This is a genomic window from Janthinobacterium fluminis (genome assembly GCF_028595325.1).
Taxonomy (GTDB): domain Bacteria; phylum Pseudomonadota; class Gammaproteobacteria; order Burkholderiales; family Burkholderiaceae_D; genus Janthinobacterium; species Janthinobacterium fluminis.
Window position 1 is genome coordinate 22,448 of record NZ_JAQQXR010000014.1, and the last position, 17,892, is coordinate 40,339.

Below are 17,892 nucleotides of genomic sequence, written 5' to 3' on the forward strand. Positions count from 1 at the left end.
CCGCCCGGCCCGGGCGGCTGCGATGCCGCGCGTCAGGCTTTGCGGCGGCGCGCCAGGAAGCCCAGCACGCCCAGGCCGCCCAGCAGCATGCCGTAGGTGCCCGGCTCAGGCACGGCCGACACCGACAGGTGCAGATCGTTGACGGTGCCCCAGACGCCCGTTTGCGTTTCAGCCTTGAACGACACTTGCTTGAAGGCGTCGGTCGAGACGAAGCCGAGGAAGCTGCCGGTGGTCGGCAGGGTCAGCTTGTAGGTGACGACGTTGCCCAGCACGTCGACGGCCGACAGCTCGATGGCCTCGCTGTCCGTGTAGTTGCCGAACACGTTGGAGCCGAAGAAGAAGCCGCCGACCCCGCGCACCCCCTCGGAAAAGCCGGTCAGCGTAATGTTGTCGTGGCGGTTGTTGCCGGCCAGCCAATGGTCGCTGCCTTCGCCGGCGCCGTACAGATAGCGCGACTTGAAGGCGATTTGCGCTTCATAGCTGTAGGCGCCGGCCTGGCGCCGCAGCGGCGCGTCGATCAGGTTGATCGGCAGGTCGTCGTAGTTGTCGACGCCGGTGTTGCCGACGGCGGCCAGATAGGCGCCCTGGTCGGTGTAGATGAGGATGTCGGCTTGCGCCGCACTGGTAGCCAACAGCAACACAGCAAGGGTCAGGGACTTCATAGGCAGGGAAGACATATGCAAGATCAACTCCTTTAAGCGTGGATTGGACAGGCAAAGTTGTTTTAATTAATAAATTATTAAAACAATTAGAATGTACTGCCGGGCGAAAGGGGATGCAATAAATATATTATTATTTGCTAATGACTTGCGTGCCGGGCCGGTGCCGGCGAAGGGGGAGGTGTGCGGGGGACGGGCAGGGCGCCCGCCCCCGGATCAGGCGGGGAGATTACTCGGCGGCCGGCTCGGCGCCGCAGCATTTCTTGAACTTCTTGCCGCTGCCGCAAGGGCAGTCGTCGTTGCGGCCCACTTTCGGCTCTTCGCGCTTGAGCGTCTGCACGGCCGATTTGCGGCGCGGCACCCAGAAGCGGTAGATGTCGGGCAGGTTCGCTTCCAGTTCGACGGCCAGCTTGTGCGCCTTGACGGGATCGTCGACCAGTTGCAGCTCGTCTTCCTCGATCTCGTCGGCGCCCAGCAGATAGATCGGCTGCATCAGCGGCGCCACTTCGGAGTCCCAGATTTCGTCCCACGAGCCGGCGCGCAACTCCATGCCTTCCCAGAAGCCCCAGCACCAGGCTTCGGCGTCGATCAGGGTCTGGCCTTCGTGCTCGTGCTCGACGAAGAGGGGCTCGAATTCCTTCGGCGCCACTTCAAACGTCACCAGCACCTCGTTCATGAAGCGCATGATCAGGTTGACGATGCGCTCCTCTTCCTTGGCGTTCTTGAATTTCGGCGCGGCCTTGCCATCCTCGCCCCACACGCGCGGCAACCACTCGGCCGGCATGATGGTTTCCGGGCCGATCGCGATGGCGCTCAGGTAGCCGTGCAGGATGTCCATCGTCATCGCGTCTTCGGAGCTACGCTCGGACAACAGGAATTGGTCTAGTTCGTCGAATTCTTTTTCGGATAGGGGCTGGTCGAGTTGCATGGCGGTTCTTTCAGAGAGGAAGCCGACAGTATACGCGCTGTCACCGGCTTTCGCTCGGGAGTTTGCTCGCGCCGGCGCGCCGGGCCGTACAATGGCGCTTATGCACACCCAAAACCAGCCGCCCGGCGACGCCGCAGTCGCCCACCCCTTTTCCGAACTGAGCCCGGACTGCGTGCTCGACGCGCTCGACAGCGTCGGCCTGCGCGGCGACGGCCGCCTGCTGGCGCTGAACAGCTATGAAAACCGGGTCTACCAGGTCGGCATCGAAGACGGCCAGCCGCTGGTGGCCAAGTTCTACCGGCCGGCGCGCTGGAGCGACGCCGCCATCCTCGAAGAGCACGCCTTCGTGGCCGAGCTGGTCGAGCGCGAAATCCCCGTCGTGCCGGCGCTGGCGCTGGACGGCAAGACCCTGCACACCTTCGGCGGCTTCCGCTTCGCCGTGTTCGCCCGCCACGGCGGCCGCGCGCCCGAGCTGGACGACCCGCTGACGCGCGAGTGGATAGGGCGCTTCATCGGCCGCATCCACGCCGTCGGCGCGCTGGCGACCTTCCGCGAGCGCCCGGCGCTGGACCCGGCCAGCTTCGGCGTCGAGCCGCGCGACTACCTGCTGGCGCACAATTTCATCCCGCCCGAGCTGCTGGCCGCCTATACCAGCGTGGTGCAGCAGGCGCTCGACGGCGTGCGCCGCTGCTACGAGCGGGCCGGCCAGCTGGACCTGCTGCGCCTGCACGGCGATTGCCACGGCGGCAATGTGCTGTGGACCGACGCCGGGCCGCACTTCGTCGACTTCGACGACAGCCGCACGGGGCCGGCCGTGCAAGACCTGTGGATGATGCTGTCGGGCGAGCGCGCCGACATGGTGCGCCAGATGGGCGACATCCTGGCTGGCTACGAGGACTTCTGCGACTTCGAGCCGCGCCAGTTGTACCTCGTCGAGGCGCTGCGCACCTTGCGCCTGATCCACTACTCGGCGTGGCTGGCGCGGCGCTGGGACGATCCCGCCTTCCCCGTCGCCTTCCCGTGGTTTAACACCCAGCGCTACTGGCAGGACCGCATCCTCGAACTGCGCGAGCAGGTGGCGCTGATGGACGAGCCGCCCTTGTGGCCAGTGTAAGTCGTTTTTCGTATTGAAAACGCCCGGTGATACGCGCCCCGTATCACCGCGGCGGCCCCGTCGCCCCGCAAAGGGGGGAAAAGGACGGTAAATCCCCCTCTGCTTGCCGCTCGGTTTGTTGCCTCTCGCCCACATAATGGGTACTAAGAAATTCCGGTCGCACAACGGAACACACCAAACAAGCGAGAAACTTATGCAAGCACAACTGGCCACCCCCTCCACCGCCTACACGTCCGCCGACGAGCCGGACGACATGCCGGTCGACGCCATGCCAGAGCTGCACGAGCCCGACCTTGCCGCCGGCGCCCCCGTGCCGGGCCGCGCGCAAATGGAAATGAAGGCGATCCATGAAGCGATCGCCCGCGTCGAGGCGGAGGCGAAAGCGACCTGCGCGGCGGAAAGCCGGGCCATGGCCGAAGCGCGCGTGCGCCTGCTGGCCGAAGACCGCGCCGCCATCGACAGCGCCGCCGCCGCCGCCGCCCAGCAAAACGCCCAGGCCGCCGAAGACGCCATCGCCGCCAACCGCGACCGCCTGGAAACCATGCGCGCCGCCGCCCAGGCCAGCGTGGCCCGCCTCGAAGCGGTGAAACAGGAAACGGCCGAACTGCGCGCCCGCGTCGAATCGGACACGCAAATCCGCCTGGCCGCCGAACAGCGCGCCAAGGCCGAACAGGAAAACCGTAAGCGCGCCAGCGAGCAGATCGCCGCCGAATCCGAGCTGGCCGAGCAGGCCAGCCGCGCCGCCGAAGAACTGCAGCAGCAGACCGAGCAAACCCGTCTGCAGGCCGTCGAGCGGGTCGCCGCCGTCCAGGCCGCGAAAGAGGAAATGGTCGGCATCGCCTCGGCCGACGCCCGCCTGGCCGTGCTGGCCCGCGAGCGCGAGCGCCACGCCTACGGCGCGCGCCAGACGGCGCAGATGCTGGCGGAGGCGGAAAACGAGGCGCTCGACCTGACCATGCAGCGCGAACGGGCCGACCAGATCGCCCTCGAATCGGCCTTCAACCGCGCCGCCGCCGAAGTGCGCGCGCTGGAAGAGGCGCGCGCCCTGGCCCACCTGGAGCAGGAGCGCGAAGCCATCGCCCTGGCCCAGGCCGAATCGGAACGCCACGCCGCGCAATCGCTGCGCCTGCGCCTGCAAACGGAAAAAGAAGTGCGCGACGCGGCCATCCACCGCGAACGCCTGGAAATGGTCGCCGCCGCCAGCGCCGAAGCGCGCCGCGACGCCGACCTGCGCATCCTCGCCGCCACCGAGGCGCGTATCGAAGTGGACCGCCAGCTGCGCGCCGTCGCGCTGGCCCGCATCGAAGCGGAACAGGAAGCGGAAATCCAGGGCCACGCCAAGGTCGAGGCGGAAGCGGCCGCGATGGAACAGGCGCGCCAACTGCAGGCGGCCGAAGCGGCCGCGGCGAGCGCCGCCGCGCAACAACTGGAAGAGCAGCAGCGCGCGACGGAATTGGCGCAACAACGCGAAAACCTGGCGCGCGCCGCCGTCGAACTGGCGGCCAAGCAGAACGCGGCCGAACAGGCCGAAGTCGAGACGATGGCCGCGCAGGTCGCGGCGCACAGCGCGAACGCGGCGCTGGCCCAACAAAAAGCCGACGAGGCGGCATGCCTGCTGAGCGCCGAGCGCGAGCGCAGCGCCGCCGAACAACTGGCGCTGGCCAGCCTGAAAGAGCGGCTCGACGCCGAACAAGTGGCGGCCGCCGCGGCCCAGGCGCGCATCCAGGCCGAACAGACCCAGGCGCAGGCGCTGCGCGAACAGCGCGAAGCCGAACAGCGCCTGCAGCAGGCGGCCGAACAGGCCGCTGCGGCGGCGCGCACGCTGGCCGAACAGGCCGCGTTCGAAGGCGAACAAAAGGCCCTGGCGGCGCAGGCTGCGCAAGCCCAGGCGACGCTGGCCATCGAACTGGGCCAGGTGCACAGCGAGCGCGCCCGCGCCGAACAGGACAAAGCGCAGACGGCGGCGGCCCTGCTGGCGTCGGAACAAGCGCTGCTGGCATCGCAACAAGCCTTCGTCGCGGCCGAGCGGCAGACGCTGGCCATGAAAGAAGAACAACTGCTGCAACAACGCCAGACCAGCGCCGCCGAAGAGCGCGCGCTGCAAGCGATCGCCGGCCAGCTCGAAGCGGAAAAGAACGCCGCCGCCGAAGCGAGCGCGCGGGCCCAGGTCGAAGAAGAAAAAGCGCAAGCGATGCGCCAGCGCGAACAAGCCGAACAGGAGGCGCACCAAGCCAGCGCGGAAAAATGCGCGGCGCAAAAAGCGTTGCTGGCCAGCGCACAGGAACACGCGGCGCTGCAACGCAAAGCGGCCGAGACGACGCGCGCCATGGCGGCGGCGAAACAACAACTGCTGGCGCTGGAAAGCCGCCGCCTGCGAGCCGAAGAACAGGCGCTGGCCGAACTGCAAGAAAAACTGCAAGCCGAGCAAGCGGCCGGCCAGCGCGTCGAACGGGGCGACATCAGCGCCGCGCGCGCCAAAGCCGAGCAAGCGCAATCCGAAGTCATCGCCCGCGAAATGATCGCGCGCCTGACCCAATCGAGCGAAACGGCCGGAGACTGGGAAAACCGCTAAATTGCGGCAAGCGCGCCAGCGGCGAAAAAAGGCCCCCAATAACGCCGACCAGGGGTCTGACCCGTTTTTAGGGTCAGACCCCAGCTTTTAAAGTACGTGCACCCCGCCAACGCCTCCTAAAACGCCGCCCCCACCCCCAGCAGCAACACATCGGCATCATGGTGATAAGAGGTCACGACCCGGTTCCACGACAACTGCCCGACCCAGCGCCGATCAAAATGATAGCGGCCGACGATGGACACCAGCCCGGCCAGACGCTGGCGCTCGGCGGCGAGCACGGGCAAGTCATACGCCAGATACGGACCGGCGCCCATGCCCAGCTCGACATGCGTGCTCAGCGAACGTATCAGCCAAACCTGGCCGGCGACGCCGCTGCGGCGCGTGGCCGGCGCCGCCCCCTCCTTGAGCCAAGTCACAGTCCAATCGACATACGGCCCGGCGGCGCGGCGGTACTCAACACTGCTGGCGCGGGCGCGCTCCGAATTGAAACTATTGACGATAGTTTGCCCGCCCGACAGCGTCAGCGTATCGTCGCTGGACGGCCCATTCAAATGCAACTTATTCCCCGGCACGCCATCGAAACGAAAACCGGCGCCGACCAGCACCTGGGTGGTGGCATCCTTACCGCGCGGAACGACCCGGTTCGCCTGAACCTGCGCAAACCAATGATTGCCGAAATGCCAGTTGGCCTGGACGCTATACATGGGCGCCCAGCCGTGATCATTGCGATAGCCGGCGGCGGCCGTCCTGGCCGTATCGAAATAATAATAGGGACCGACGCCGACGCCGAACGACAGACCGCGCGGCCGCTGCATCGAGCGCAGCCATAACTGGCCGCTGACACCATCGCGGTGATGGTCGAGGGGATGGCCCTCGTTCAAATACGTGAGACTGAGCGCGGCGTAATCGCCGGCCGGATGCGCGTAACTGAGCGCGGCGGCGAAGCTGGACTCATCCTTATCGGGCACCTGCAACTGGCCGGCGAGCAGCGACACATTCTGGGCAAAAGAAGCGGTGGCGCACAACCACAGCGAAGCGGCGGCGAAGCGATGAAAGCGCATGCGGCGTGACAAACAAAGAGACATAAAAGGGCAGCATACCCGAATGGCGCCGCAGGCGGCGCGCCCTTTTTGTTGCTTCACCCCCTGGGGTCAGGTCTAGACATGGCGGTTTTCGGCTTAAAAACCACAATGCCCGGGCCGGAGCGTGTGGTTTTTCCGGCACAAACCGCCATGTCTAGACCTGACCCCAAAGTTGTTCATGTCTAGACCTGACCCCAAAGTTGTTCAGGGGTTATTGGACGGTTTGGACTTTTTCGGCGTAGTACTCGGTTTCGCCGAAGCAGGTGGTGGGCACGCCTTTGTGTTGGGCGTAGCTGAGCAGGACGCGTTTGCCCGTCGCGGCCATGAATTGTTTGGCCACGTCTTCGTCGCGCACGCTGAATTGGAATTTTTCCGGCACGGCCCCCGGCAGGGTCGTCAGCATGATTTCGCCTTCCCAGGTTTTGCAGACCCAGCCCCGTTTGGAAAATTTCTGCAGGTAGCCGGCCCGCTCGCCTTCGGAGTAGCTCAGGTGCAGCGTGATCCAGGCGTAGGCGAGGAAGAGCAGCACCGCAGCCACGACGGCGGCGATCAGGGCGAGCGTGATGCGTTTGCTTGTTATCATGGTTTTCTATGTGGGCTTAGTCTTTGCGGCCGGCCGACCAGTTCAGGCCGAAGCCGTAGCGTTCGTCCATCAGTTGGTGGGCCGTGGTTTTGCCTTGGCCGCCGAAGTATTCCACCAATTTGGTCACTTGTAAATTGCCGCTCTGGTTTTCCAGCATGGCGATGGCGCACATCATGTGCCGGCTGTCGCTGTCGAGCTTGACTTCGACCGAGGGCTGGCCCGGTATTTCGATGGTGACCATGCCGTCCGTCGCCGCCCAGTTCGGCACGCCTTCGTAGATGAAGGCGTAGACGAGCACACGTTTGATCTGGTCGAAGTGGACGCCGTTGATGTAGAGGTTTTCGCCGTCGTTGTTGGTGCCGGTGCGGTCGTCCGCTTCCAGGTGGATGTAGGGCGGCCGGTCGTAGGCGCCCCAGGTGTTGCCCAGCGCTTGCACTGCGCTTTTCGCGCCGTTGCTCATTTCGAACAGGCAGCCGATGTCGAGGTCGATGCCGCTGGCCGCGCCCGCCGTTTTGCCGAACAGTTTGCCCATGAAGCCGCCCGTTTCCGCCTTGGCCGCGGCCGGCGCGGCGCCGTTGCGGTTCCAGTTCAGGTTGACGCGGATGCGGCCGTAGCCCTGGCTGTCGCGTTTGTCGAGCGAGACTTTGTCGCCGCGCTTTTCCAGGCGGATTTTCGACAGTGAGATTTTTTTCGCTTCGGCGGCCGGCGCCGGCGCCGCGGGTGTCGCCGTCGGCGCCGGCGCGGGCGCCGCTGTCGCTTCGCTGCCGCCGAAGTGCTTCAGCAGCGCCGACAGGCCGCCGGCGAAGCCCTGGCCGACGGCGCCGAAGCGCCAGCTGCCATCGCGCCGATACAGTTCGCCGATGATGATGGCTTTTTCATCCTGGAAGTCGGCGCCGGAGAAGGCGAAGACGGCCGCGTCCGGACCCAGCGCCAGCCGCGACGGCCCCAGCCCGTGCATGCTGCCGCGGTCGTTGGCGGCGGTGAAGACGAGTTTGTCGATGCTGGCCGGCAGGCGCGCCAGGTCGATCTGGAACACGGCCTTGCCGGCGCCCAGTTCCAGCGTGACGGCCTGGTCCGGCGCGGCTTTCTGGTTGAAGAAGACCATGTAGCGGTCGTCCGACAGTTGGCCCTTGGCGTCCAGGCCGAAGCAGCTGACGTCGACGTCGAGGGCGCCGGCGGCGATTTCCAGCGTCGCCGTGAGTGTCGTGCCCAGGCCGAGGTCGGCCAGCTTGCCTTTTTGTCCGCGTGTGAAGTTGCTCATGTTTGTGCGCTCCCTTGTGTGCTCGGTGTCGGTGACTGGCTCGGGCCGTGCTGCGCGCCACCGCTGTGGGTGTCGGGGCTGGCGCCATTGCCAACATTGTTTATACTATCACTGCTGTGGCGGATTCCAAACAGCCGCGCCTGTTCGATGATTTGCTTGGCCCAGTTGCTGTGGGTGGCCACTTCGCACATCGATTCCTGCATGCGGAACACGGCCGGGCTGTCCGGGTCGATGATGCGCAGCGCCAGTTCGATGTCGGACTGCACCACCTGGTAGTGGCGTTCGATTTGCGGCACCTGGTCCGGGTGGATCGCGGTCTTGCCTATCATGCCGTGGGCCAGGTCTTGCGCCACTTCGGCGTCCAGCCAGGCGCGCTGCGACAGGTGTTCGAACACGGGCGCCGTCAGCGCAATGCCGTGCGGGCGGAATGTCGTGATCAGGCGGCCGATGACCTGGCCCAGCGGGGTCTGGTAGATGGTGCCGCTGGTGGGCCGGCGCAGCCCCAGCAGGGCCAGCAGGTCGTTGCCGCCTATGCGCAGGGCGAGGATGCGGGCGCGCACCTGCGGCGCGCACAGGCAGCGGCAGAATTGCCGCATTTCCTCGTCGTCGAAGACTTCGGCCGTTTCCAGCGTCGGCATCAGCAGGTGCTGGGTGTGGCGCACCTGGGCGAAGTAGGTGTCGAAGTTGTGGCGGGTGGTTTTCGGCAGCACGAAGCCGGTCAGCTTGTGCGCGCCCGGCATGGCCAGCACGCGCGTCATCACCTCGGCGTTGCGCACGCGCACGAAGCGCAGCGTGTCCGAGTCTTCGTCCATATTGCGCAGCGCCAGCGACAGGTTGAACAGCGCATAGCTGAGGTCGCGCTCGGCGACGGCGTCCTCGGTGCACAGGATCAGCGAGCGCAGGTGCGCCAGTTTGTCGCCGTTGGCGATGGCCAGCAGGTCCTTGTGGGTGGTCGGCACATACAGCGACGCGCCCAGCGCGGGCTTGTGCGCGCTGTGTTGGTAGCTCGGATTATCCATCGACTGCGCTCCTGATGAGGGCGACCGCCTGGTAGGGCAGCGCCGGTTCTATCGTTACCGGGATTGATTTTTCGGCGGCCAGCTGGCGCAGGTGGGCGACGTCCGGCGCGCCGGCGTCGCGCAGGATCAGGCGCTCGGGCACGCGCCGCAGCAGCACCCGGGTCGCTTCGCCGATGCCGGGTTTGATCAGGTTGACGTCGGCGATGCCGTAGCGTTGCCGCGCCTGCTCCATGTAGGCGGCCGAGCGGGCCGCCAGCGCGGCCGCGTCGACGGCTTGCGCGGCCGGGATGCCTTCGCCGGCGGCCAGCGCGACGGCGTCGGCGACCAGGCCGTCGGCGAATTGGCGCGACTGGTCGTGGGCGGCGAATTGTTCGTAGTAGACGCAGCCGTGGAAGTCGTCCGCGCCGATGGCCGCGTTGAGCACGGAGCGGCTGACCAGCCCGGAGACGGTGGCGTTGAGGATGCTCGACGGGATCAGGTAGTCCTCGCCGGAGGCGGCGCAGGCGGCGCTGCCGGCCAGGTCGGAGAGCACGTACAGGCCGGCGTCGATGGCCGTGCCGCGGGCGGCGTTGAAGGCGCCCACGGCGCGGCGCAGTTCGCGCGAGATGACGCCCTTGCCGGTCCAGCCGTCGACGAAGACGATCGATTCGGGCGCGTGGCCCTGGTCGAGGATGTGGCGCAGCGCCACCGCGTCGATGCCGCGGTCGCGGATGATCGACACCGAGTAGTGGCTGCAGTCGCGCGCGAAGACGCGGCGCAGCAGGTGGCCGAGGATGACGCCGACCGGGGTGCCGGCGCGCGCCAGCGACACCAGCGTGACGGCGCCGTCGCGGCGCGCCGCGATCAGCGCCGCCAGGCGCAGGCAGTCGCGCGCCATCTGCGCGCGGTTGGCGGCGAAGGCGCCGCGGAACAGCGCCAGGTAGGCCGCCGACGGCAGCGCTTCGGGCGACAGCATTTCGCTGTAGTGGCGCTGCCCGGACTGGATCAGGCGCTCCTTCTCGTCGAGGTCGAGGATGGGTTCGAGGCCGATCGGCTTCAGCAGGAAGCTGACGTCGCCGGCGCGGTAACTGCCGCTGAAGCTCATAGCGCCGCCACGGTCAGGGCCGCCAGCTGGGTGCCGTTCGGGACGATGGCGTAGTCGCAGGCGGCCATGAAGCGGGCGTCGGAGCGGCTGTCGCCCATGCCGAAGCTGAGTATCGGGCCGTGTTCGGCCTCCAGCTCGGCGCGCAGGTAGGCGACGGCGCGGGCCTTGTTCAGCGTCTGCGGCAGTACGGCCAGGTTGTTGCCGTTGCGGTGGATGAAGTAGTCGGCGCCGGGGCCGGCGATCCACGGCGCCAGCACTTGCCGTTCGATCTCGGCCAGGCGCGCGGCGTCGGCCTCGTGGTCCTTGATGACGATGTAGAAGGGCGTCGCGTAGTCCTCGATCAGGCGCGCCCGCGCCGGCCGTCCCAGGCTGAGCTGGAAGTCGTCGATGACGCGCATCGCTTCGCGCAGGCCGGGCAGGGCGGTGTGCATGTCGCCGCGCATCAGGTCGAGCCAGCCGGCGTCCAGCGCGCCGCCCGGCTGCAGCACGACGCCGCCGTAGTCGAGCACGGCGTAGCTGGAGAAGGGCAGGCCGACCCGGCCGAAGGCGTCGGCGTTGCGCGCCGTCGCCGGGATCAGGGTCATGTCGCGCCGGGCGAAGTCGAGGAAGGCGCGCTGGCGCGGCGTCGTGAACGAGCACGCCGCGCCGTCCTTCAGGTAGGCGGCCGGCTCCAGCGCCGTTTCGGCGGGGCATTTCTTCGGCGTTTGGAACAGGGTGTCGTCAAGGTCGACGAACAGATATTTCTTCAATTTGGGTCTCTGACTGGAAGTGGAACAGGCGGCCGTCAAGCTGGCCGGCCAATTGGTTGAGCGCCTCGCCGGGCGGGGTTTCGTGGCAGATGAAGACGTGCCGGTACTGGCCCGGCGCGACGTTGTACAGGTAGTTGGCGATGCCCTCGCCGTAGTTGTCCGGGCAACTGACGATGTGCCCGACGGCGCCCCAGGACAGGATGGGCGAGCGGGTGGTCGACTGCACCAGCACGCGCTTGCCCAGCGCCTCCAGCTCGCGCGCCAGCAGGAAGGCCGGGTGCATGAATTCGCCGGTGCCCAGCACCAGCACGGATTCGCCCTCGCCGATATCCTTGCCCAGGCGCGCGGCCAGGGCCTGCGGCGCGGCCAGCGCGCGCTCGACGCCGATGCGGCCGAACGCGGCGCTGGCGCCGCGCTCGGCGTCGGCCTCGAAGCGCTGCGCCGGCGCGGCCGCCGGCGCAGCCGCCGCGCCGGGGGCGAAGCGGTAGTGGCCCGACAGCGTGGCGCCGACCGTGGTCGGCACGCCGAAGCGCGGCGTCAGGCCGGCGTTGGCCGGCTCGCCCATGAAGTTGGTGATGACGGCCAGGTGGATGCGCTCGATGTTCGGGTTGCGCGCGCGGCAGACGGCGGCCAGGTTGACGAAGGTGTTGCCGGTGCTGGCCTCGTCGTCGACCAGCACCAGGCTGCGCGCCTGCGCGAACAGCGCGGCGGCGCGCTCGGAGAGCTGAAGGAACTGGCGCGGCGCGTGGCTGTGCGATTCCTCGAACTCGAAGAAGGGCACGTCGCCGACGCGGTAGCGCGAGCTGTGCAGGAACAGCGCCTGGCGCTCGGGGTGCTCGCGCAGGTAGGCTTCGAAGACGCCCTGGCCCAGTCCGATGGCCGTCTCCGCCATGGCGATGAAGACCACCGGCCCGGGCAGGCTGGGCGGAATCTGCCCGGCCAGGTCGGCGTGGATCATGTCCATCGCCCGCGGCGTGACGGGCCAGTGCTTGCCCAGCACCTTGGACAGGAACAGGAAGCCGCGCTTGGCGTTGGCGCGCGCGGCGAAGCCGATCAGCCAGTTCAGCGGGAAGCGCGCCTCGTCGACCTTGAGCGTCAGCTCGCCGGTCGGCATTTGCCGGGTGATGCGGTTCATGGCAGCTCCACCGTGACGGCCGCCTCGCCGACGCGCAGGCCGTCGCGCACGGGCGCCACCTGCAGGCCGGCGTAGCCGCGGTCGAAGCCGGCCAGCGCCAGATAGGGCAGGTTGGGGCCGGCCGCGCAAGCCATGCCGATGCCGCCCGACATGCGCGGATTGATCTCCAGCAGCGCCAGGCCGTTGCGGCCCTCGCGGAACTGGATGTTGAAGACGCCGTTCAACTGGTAGTCGCGGGCCAGTTGCGCGCAGGCTTGCAGGATGTCGGCGCGGGCGTCGATCAACTGGCCCTGGCCGCCCACGTGCGGCTTCTTGCGCGGCACGGCGCAGAGCAGGGCGCCGTGGTCGGCGACGCAGTCGGCGCTGTATTCGTGGCCGTCGAGGTATTCCATCAGCAGCAGCGGTTTGAAGGTGGCCATCTGCGCCAGGCCCTCGCGCAGCTCGGCGGCGTTGATCTGGTAGGCGGCGCCGGCCAGCAGCAGTTGCGCGCCGCTGCGCTCCTCGTCGAGCACGGCGAAGCCCAGGCCGTAGACGGATTCGGAGGGCTTGATGCACAGCTTGCGGTGCAGCGGACGCAGCTCGGCGTAGGCGGCGTCGTAGGCGGCGATGTTGTCGACGACGCGGAACTGCGCCGGCGGCGCCAGCGGCAGGTCCAGGCCGGCGCAGAAGCGCGCCTTATCGTGCATCAGCGCCAGTACTTCCGCGCTGGCGACGCTGAGCACGCGCGTGCCCAGCGCCGCGAAGCGGGCGCGCGCCGAGCCGATGGCGCCGGCTTCCTTGCCGGGCCAGAAAATCGTCACGCCGCGTTCGCGGCAGAAGTCCAGGCACCAGTCGACGTAGGCCTCGCCGCTCAGGCCGGCCGGCTCGATGGCGTGCTCGTGGGCGGCCAGGAAGGCGGCCGCGTGGGCATTGGTGTTGCTGCAGATGAGGTGGTAGCGGCCTGCGCCGTCCGCCTCGCGTATCAGCCTGATGGCGGTGCCGACCGAAGAGAATGTTTTATTGAACCAGACGCGTTGCATGTGAAACCTAAGAGTGTTCAGGGGGCCGGTGGCGGCTTGCGGCGTGCCGGCGGCGCCGCCGCCCCGGGGCGGCGCCGCCGCCGCGGGCGGGGCGGATTACGAGGCCTTGCCGGTCGCCGTCCATTTCAGGAAGGCGTCGCGGTTGCGCGAGCAGACGTAGACCTTGCCGCTGCCGGAAAAGCGCAGCACGATGCCTTCGCCGCTGGTGACGCTGTTGACGATGTTGCCGATGAAGCCGCCGATGCCGCCGCCGGCGGCGCCGCCGGTGGTGACCGACACCTCATAGTGCAGCGAGCTGTCCCAGCAGACCACGTGGGAATTGTCGATGACGACATCCTTGCCCTTTTCCACGTCGAGCTGGAACATCGAGCCGAAGCCCGACACGACGACCTGGCCGCTGCCCGAGGTTTCCATGACGAAGAGGCCGCCGGACTGGGCGAACAGGGCGTTGCCCAGGCTTTGCGTGCGCACCTTCATCTCGGTGCCGGAGGTGGCGGCGACGAAGGCGCCGTCGTTGAGCAGATACTGGCGGGCGCCGACGTCGACGACCTGGATGGCGCCGGGCAGCATCGGCGAGAGCAGGCAGTCGCCGTCGCCGCGCACGGCCTCGATATGCTGCTGGAAGAACGATTCGCCGTTGGCGAGGCGGCGCATGATGGCGCTGCCGATGCCGCCCGTCATGCGGCCGCGCAGGTCGAGCGCCGTCTCCATCATCACCATCGCGTCGGATTCGCAATAGATCTTTTCGCCCTGGCGCAGCGACACGTGGAGGAAGGGATCGACGTCCCCGGTGGCGGTAAATACTGGCATGTTGATACTCCCAAAAAAAGCCGGCGCCGTTTTCCGGCTCCAAAAAAAAGCCGCCTGAGCAAGGTCCAGGCGGCCGTGTTAGCGTGGCAGGCCGTTTATGCGTTGACGCCGTAGGAGCGCGCCAGCGGCCCCAGGCCGCCCTTGAAGCCCTGGCCGACGGCCTTGAATTTCCACTCGCCGTTGTTGCGGTAGACTTCGCCGAAGACCATCGCCGTTTCCGTCGAGCCGTCCTCGGACAGGTCGTAGCGGGCGATTTCCTTCTCGCCGTCGGCGTTCAGGCAGCGGATGAAGGCCTTGCCGACCATGCCGAAGTTCTGGTTGCGCGCCTCGGCTTCGTGGATCGTCACGCTGACGGTGATGCGCTCGATGTCGGCCGGCACCTTGTCGAGGTCGATGACGAGGCGCTCGTCGTCGCCCTCGCCGGCGCCGGTCTGGTTGTCGCCCGTGTGGGTGACGGAGCCGTCGGTCGATTTCAGGTTGTTGTAGAAGATGAAGTCGGCGTCGCCGCGCACCTTGCCGTCGGCCTTCAGCAGGAAGGCGCTGCCGTCGAGGTCGAAGGTGGCGCCGTCGGTGACGCGCGGGTCCCAGCCGAGGCCGATCACGACTTTCTTCAGGTTCGGCGCTTCCTTGCTCAGATTAACGTTGCCGCCTTTTTGCAGACTAATTGCCATGATTGAAGCTCCTTTTGATGAGTGATACCGCACTATAAATGCTGTGGGGCCATCGCGCCGCGCGGGCCGATGGTTTCCTGTTACATGGGGCCGGTGGGGCCGATTTCAATCCTGCGTCGCCTGTTCTTTTTTATAGCGCATCGACGACCACAGCGAGACGAGGATGAAGGCGACGCCGGACAGGCCGGTGAACCATTCCGGGATGTGGTATTTGACGCTGGCCAGCATGATCAGCGCCAGGATGCCGATGGCGTAATGGGCGCCGTGCTCCAGGTAGACGAATTCCTCCAGCGTGCCCTTGTGCACCAGGAAGACGGTCAGCGAGCGGACGAACATGGCGCCGATGGCCAGGCCCAGCATGATGATGACGACGTCGTTGGTGATGGCGAAGGCGCCGATGACGCCGTCGAAGCTGAACGAGGCGTCCAGTACTTCCAGGTAGAGGAAGCCGCCGATGCTGCCGCGCGAAATCATCTTGCCGATGGTCGGGTCGGCCTCCTCTTCCTCCAGCAAGCCGCTGATCCAGCCGACGGCGACGTAGACGGCGACGCCGATGACGCCGGCCGACAGCACGCTGAGCTTGCGCTCGGCCGGCACCATCGCGACGCAGGCGAAGGTGGCGCCCAGCGCCAGCAGCACGGCCAGGCCCTCGCTGCCGTGCTTGCCGACCTTCTCCTCGATCCAGCCCAGCCAGTGCAACTGCTTCTCGTCGTCGAACAGGAAGTTGAGGAAGACCAGCAGCAGGAAGGCGCCGCCGAAGGCGGCCACCTCGGCGTGGTTGTCGGTCAGGTGGCGGGCGTATTCGAGCGGCGTGGTGGTGGCCATCGTCCACACGTCGAGCAGGCCGAGGCCGGTGGCGAAGGCGACGATCAGCAGGGGGAACAGCAGGCGCATGCCGAACACGGCGACGAGGATGCCGACGGTGAGGAAGAGTTTTTGCCAGAAATCGTTCCAGTGGCGCAGCACGGAGGCGTTGACGACGGCGTTGTCGAACGAGAGCGACACTTCCATGATGCCCAGCACGCCGGCGATCCACAGCGCCTGCAGGGCGCCGGCGAAGCCGGCGTGGCTATAGCCCCACCAGCCGGCCAGCGCCATCAGAATGATTGTGACTATGAAAGAAAGCCGGAAATGCTGCATCAGTTACCCCCGCGAAAAAAGCGCATCGAAGGCCGCGCCGCGCCCGCGCCGGCAGAAGGGCGGGGCGGCGCTGGCGTATTGTTGTATGGAACATTGTGATTTTATATTACTTGTCCGGCGCCGCGCCAATTTGTCCGGCGCGCCCGCCGCGCGGGGGCCGGCGGGCCAGGCCGATCTGCGATAATGGCGCATGCCGCGCAAGCGCGCCGCCCCCTCACTCGAATAAAGGAATTGCTTTGGACATCGCCTACCTCGTCACCCCCCTGATTACCTGGACCCTGGTGGGCCCGATCAAATTCCTCATCAACAGCGCGCGCACGCGGCAATGGGCCTTCGGCCTGGTCGGCAACGGCGGCTTTCCCAGCAACCACAGCGCCGTCGTCTCCAGCATGGCCACGCTGATCGCGCTGCGCGAAGGCATGAGCTCGCCGGCCTTCGGCGTGGCCGTCACGCTGGCCTTCATCGTCATCATCGACGCCAACAGCCTGCGCCAGCACGTCGGCAAGCAGGCGGCGGCCATCAACCGCCTCGGCAAGGACAGCGCCGGCCACAGTTGGCTGCGCGAGCGCATGGGCCACACCCTCGTCGAAATCGCCGGCGGCCTGTGCACCGGCATCGCCATCGCCCACGCCATCAACGCCGTGCTCGGCCGCGGCTGGTGAGGCGCCGCCAAGTCCATTAGACTCTGCGCCGACGGCCCGGGGCGACCCCGGGCCGTCCTCCTGGCTGCCATTGCGCGGCGCCGGAAAACCACGCTTCACTCCCTCCAAACGGCGTTTCGCGCCGCCAAAATCGCCTTCTATCTTGTCGCCGATTGACAGCCCCCGGCGCGCTCCGTGATACTTTGCACCTTGCCGTTTTAGTAAATACTTCCGCTCGTACTACATACCAATAATTTCGGAGAATTAGCTTATGTTGCGCAAAACCATATTCGTGCTCGCGGTCGCTTCGGCCCTGGCAGCCTGTAGCAAGGGGACGCCGGAGCCAGGCAAGGCCGAGGCCGACAAGAAGGCCGCCGCGGCGCCGCGCAATTTACTGATCTCCCCCGAGGATTTGCTGACGATACAGAGCAACGCGCTGGCCTCCGGCCCCGTCATCACCGGCTCCGTGCAGCCGGAGCGGCGCGCCGACCTGCGCGCCGAGGTGTCGGCCGTGGTGCTGCAGGTGCTCAAGGAAAACGGCGAGAGCGTCAAGCGCGGCGACCTGCTGGTGCGCCTGGACGACACGGCCATCCGCGACAGCCTGCAATCGGCCGAGGCGGCCAGCCGCGCCGCCGGCCAGACCCTGGACCAGGCCGAGCGCACCTTCCAGCGCCTGAAGACCTTGCGCACCTCGGGCATGGCCTCGGCCCAGGCCCTGGACGACGCCGAGAGCCGGCGCAACAATGCGCAAAGCGATCTGGCCGCGGCCAAGGCCCGCGCCGTGCTGGCGCAGCAGCAGTTGCAGCGCACCGGCGTGCGCGCGCCCTTCGACGGCATCGTCAGCGAGCGCAAGGTGTCGAACGGCGACACGGCGCAGATCGGCAAGGAATTGATCAAGGTGATAGACCCGGCCAGCATGCGTTTCGAGGGCCTGGTGTCGGCCGACAAGATCGGCGTCGTCAAGGTCGGCCAGCCGGCCCGCTTCCGCGTCAACGGCTATCCGGACCAGGATTTCCTCGGCCAGGTCAAGCGCGTCGACCCGGCCGCCAACCCCGTCACGCGCCAGGTGGCCGTGCTGGTGGCGTTCGCCGACAAGACCCAGCCGCGCGTGGCCGGCCTGTATGCCGAGGGGCGCATCGAGGCGTCCACGGCGCCGGCGCTGATGATACCGGACGCGGCCCTGGTGCTGTCCGGCGACAAGGCCTACGCCTGGCGCCTCAAGGACAGGACGCTGAGCAAGGTGACGCTGCAACTGGGCGTGCGCGATGCGCGCACCGGCCAGCGCGAGGTGCGCGCCGGCCTGACGCTGGGCGAGCAGGTGATGCGCAGCCCGAGCGCCACCTTCAAGGACGGCCAGGTCGTCGAGCTGGCCGCGGCCAAGCCGGCGCCGGCCGCCGCGGCCATCGCCAGCAAGGGAAACTAAGC

At 67.3% G+C, this 17,892-nt stretch carries 17 protein-coding genes; 4 read left to right on the plus strand and 13 right to left on the minus strand.

The window, feature by feature from the left end; all coding sequences use genetic code 11:
* Positions 1–32 precede the first annotated feature (32 nt).
* Together OIK44_RS23315 and OIK44_RS23320 are read right to left on the minus strand one after the other, a co-directional pair.
* On the minus strand, positions 33–677 hold the full coding sequence (locus tag OIK44_RS23315; protein ID WP_273674357.1) for a PEP-CTERM sorting domain-containing protein: 645 nt from the start codon (positions 675–677) through the stop codon (positions 33–35).
* A gap of 211 nt (positions 678–888) precedes the next feature.
* Positions 889–1,587, minus strand: coding sequence for a UPF0149 family protein (locus OIK44_RS23320; protein ID WP_273674359.1), 699 nt, complete (start codon positions 1,585–1,587; stop codon positions 889–891).
* Between the two features lie 100 nt (positions 1,588–1,687).
* Between OIK44_RS23320 and OIK44_RS23325 the strand changes: the two genes are divergently transcribed.
* On the plus strand, positions 1,688–2,701 hold the full coding sequence (locus OIK44_RS23325; RefSeq protein ID WP_273674361.1) for a serine/threonine protein kinase: 1,014 nt from the start codon (positions 1,688–1,690) through the stop codon (positions 2,699–2,701).
* Between the two features lie 193 nt (positions 2,702–2,894).
* Positions 2,895–5,273 (plus strand): hypothetical protein, encoded by a 2,379-nt coding sequence (locus OIK44_RS23330; RefSeq protein WP_273674363.1) that lies wholly within the window; start codon positions 2,895–2,897, stop codon positions 5,271–5,273.
* Between the two features lie 116 nt (positions 5,274–5,389).
* Here OIK44_RS23330 and OIK44_RS23335 read toward each other — a convergent pair whose 3' ends face one another.
* From OIK44_RS23335 to OIK44_RS23385, 11 genes are all read right to left on the minus strand, one after another.
* Positions 5,390–6,415 carry a hypothetical protein gene (locus OIK44_RS23335; RefSeq protein WP_273674364.1) on the minus strand — a complete coding sequence of 342 codons (1,026 nt, stop codon included), beginning with the start codon at positions 6,413–6,415 and terminating at the stop codon, positions 5,390–5,392.
* Positions 6,416–6,566: 151 nt separating this feature from the next.
* Positions 6,567–6,938, minus strand: coding sequence for a hypothetical protein (locus OIK44_RS23340; RefSeq protein WP_273674366.1), 372 nt, complete (start codon positions 6,936–6,938; stop codon positions 6,567–6,569).
* Between the two features lie 16 nt (positions 6,939–6,954).
* Positions 6,955–8,199, minus strand: coding sequence for a TerD family protein (locus tag OIK44_RS23345; RefSeq protein ID WP_273674368.1), 1,245 nt, complete (start codon positions 8,197–8,199; stop codon positions 6,955–6,957).
* Positions 8,196–9,218, minus strand: a complete 1,023-nt coding sequence (locus OIK44_RS23350; protein WP_273674369.1) for an HpcH/HpaI aldolase/citrate lyase family protein — start codon at positions 9,216–9,218, stop codon at positions 8,196–8,198. The genes OIK44_RS23345 and OIK44_RS23350 overlap by 4 nt, the downstream gene beginning before the upstream one ends.
* Positions 9,211–10,302, minus strand: a complete 1,092-nt coding sequence (locus OIK44_RS23355; protein WP_273674371.1) for a cysteine protease StiP family protein — start codon at positions 10,300–10,302, stop codon at positions 9,211–9,213. The genes OIK44_RS23350 and OIK44_RS23355 overlap by 8 nt, the downstream gene beginning before the upstream one ends.
* The gene (locus tag OIK44_RS23360; RefSeq protein ID WP_273674373.1) at positions 10,299–11,051 is read right to left on the minus strand and encodes an HAD family hydrolase; all 753 of its coding nucleotides are present in this window, start codon (positions 11,049–11,051) and stop codon (positions 10,299–10,301) included. The genes OIK44_RS23355 and OIK44_RS23360 overlap by 4 nt, the downstream gene beginning before the upstream one ends.
* Positions 11,023–12,186 carry a phosphoribosyltransferase domain-containing protein gene (locus OIK44_RS23365; protein WP_273674375.1) on the minus strand — a complete coding sequence of 388 codons (1,164 nt, stop codon included), beginning with the start codon at positions 12,184–12,186 and terminating at the stop codon, positions 11,023–11,025. The genes OIK44_RS23360 and OIK44_RS23365 overlap by 29 nt, the downstream gene beginning before the upstream one ends.
* Entirely contained in the window at positions 12,183–13,205 is a 1,023-nt protein-coding gene (locus tag OIK44_RS23370) for an ATP-grasp domain-containing protein (RefSeq protein ID WP_273674376.1), read from the minus strand. The genes OIK44_RS23365 and OIK44_RS23370 overlap by 4 nt, the downstream gene beginning before the upstream one ends.
* 96 nt (positions 13,206–13,301) lie before the next feature.
* The gene (locus tag OIK44_RS23375; RefSeq protein WP_273674378.1) at positions 13,302–14,015 is read right to left on the minus strand and encodes a TIGR00266 family protein; all 714 of its coding nucleotides are present in this window, start codon (positions 14,013–14,015) and stop codon (positions 13,302–13,304) included.
* Positions 14,016–14,110: 95 nt separating this feature from the next.
* Positions 14,111–14,686 carry a TerD family protein gene (locus OIK44_RS23380; protein ID WP_273674380.1) on the minus strand — a complete coding sequence of 192 codons (576 nt, stop codon included), beginning with the start codon at positions 14,684–14,686 and terminating at the stop codon, positions 14,111–14,113.
* 105 nt (positions 14,687–14,791) lie between these two features.
* Positions 14,792–15,826, minus strand: coding sequence for a DUF475 domain-containing protein (locus OIK44_RS23385; RefSeq protein WP_273674381.1), 1,035 nt, complete (start codon positions 15,824–15,826; stop codon positions 14,792–14,794).
* A gap of 236 nt (positions 15,827–16,062) precedes the next feature.
* Here OIK44_RS23385 and OIK44_RS23390 point away from each other — a divergent pair, with 236 nt between their 5' ends.
* Both OIK44_RS23390 and OIK44_RS23395 read left to right on the plus strand, forming a co-directional pair.
* Positions 16,063–16,488, plus strand: a complete 426-nt coding sequence (locus OIK44_RS23390; RefSeq protein WP_273674382.1) for a divergent PAP2 family protein — start codon at positions 16,063–16,065, stop codon at positions 16,486–16,488.
* Positions 16,489–16,738: 250 nt separating this feature from the next.
* Positions 16,739–17,890 carry an efflux RND transporter periplasmic adaptor subunit gene (locus tag OIK44_RS23395; RefSeq protein WP_273674383.1) on the plus strand — a complete coding sequence of 384 codons (1,152 nt, stop codon included), beginning with the start codon at positions 16,739–16,741 and terminating at the stop codon, positions 17,888–17,890.
* Positions 17,891–17,892: the final 2 nt, after the last annotated feature.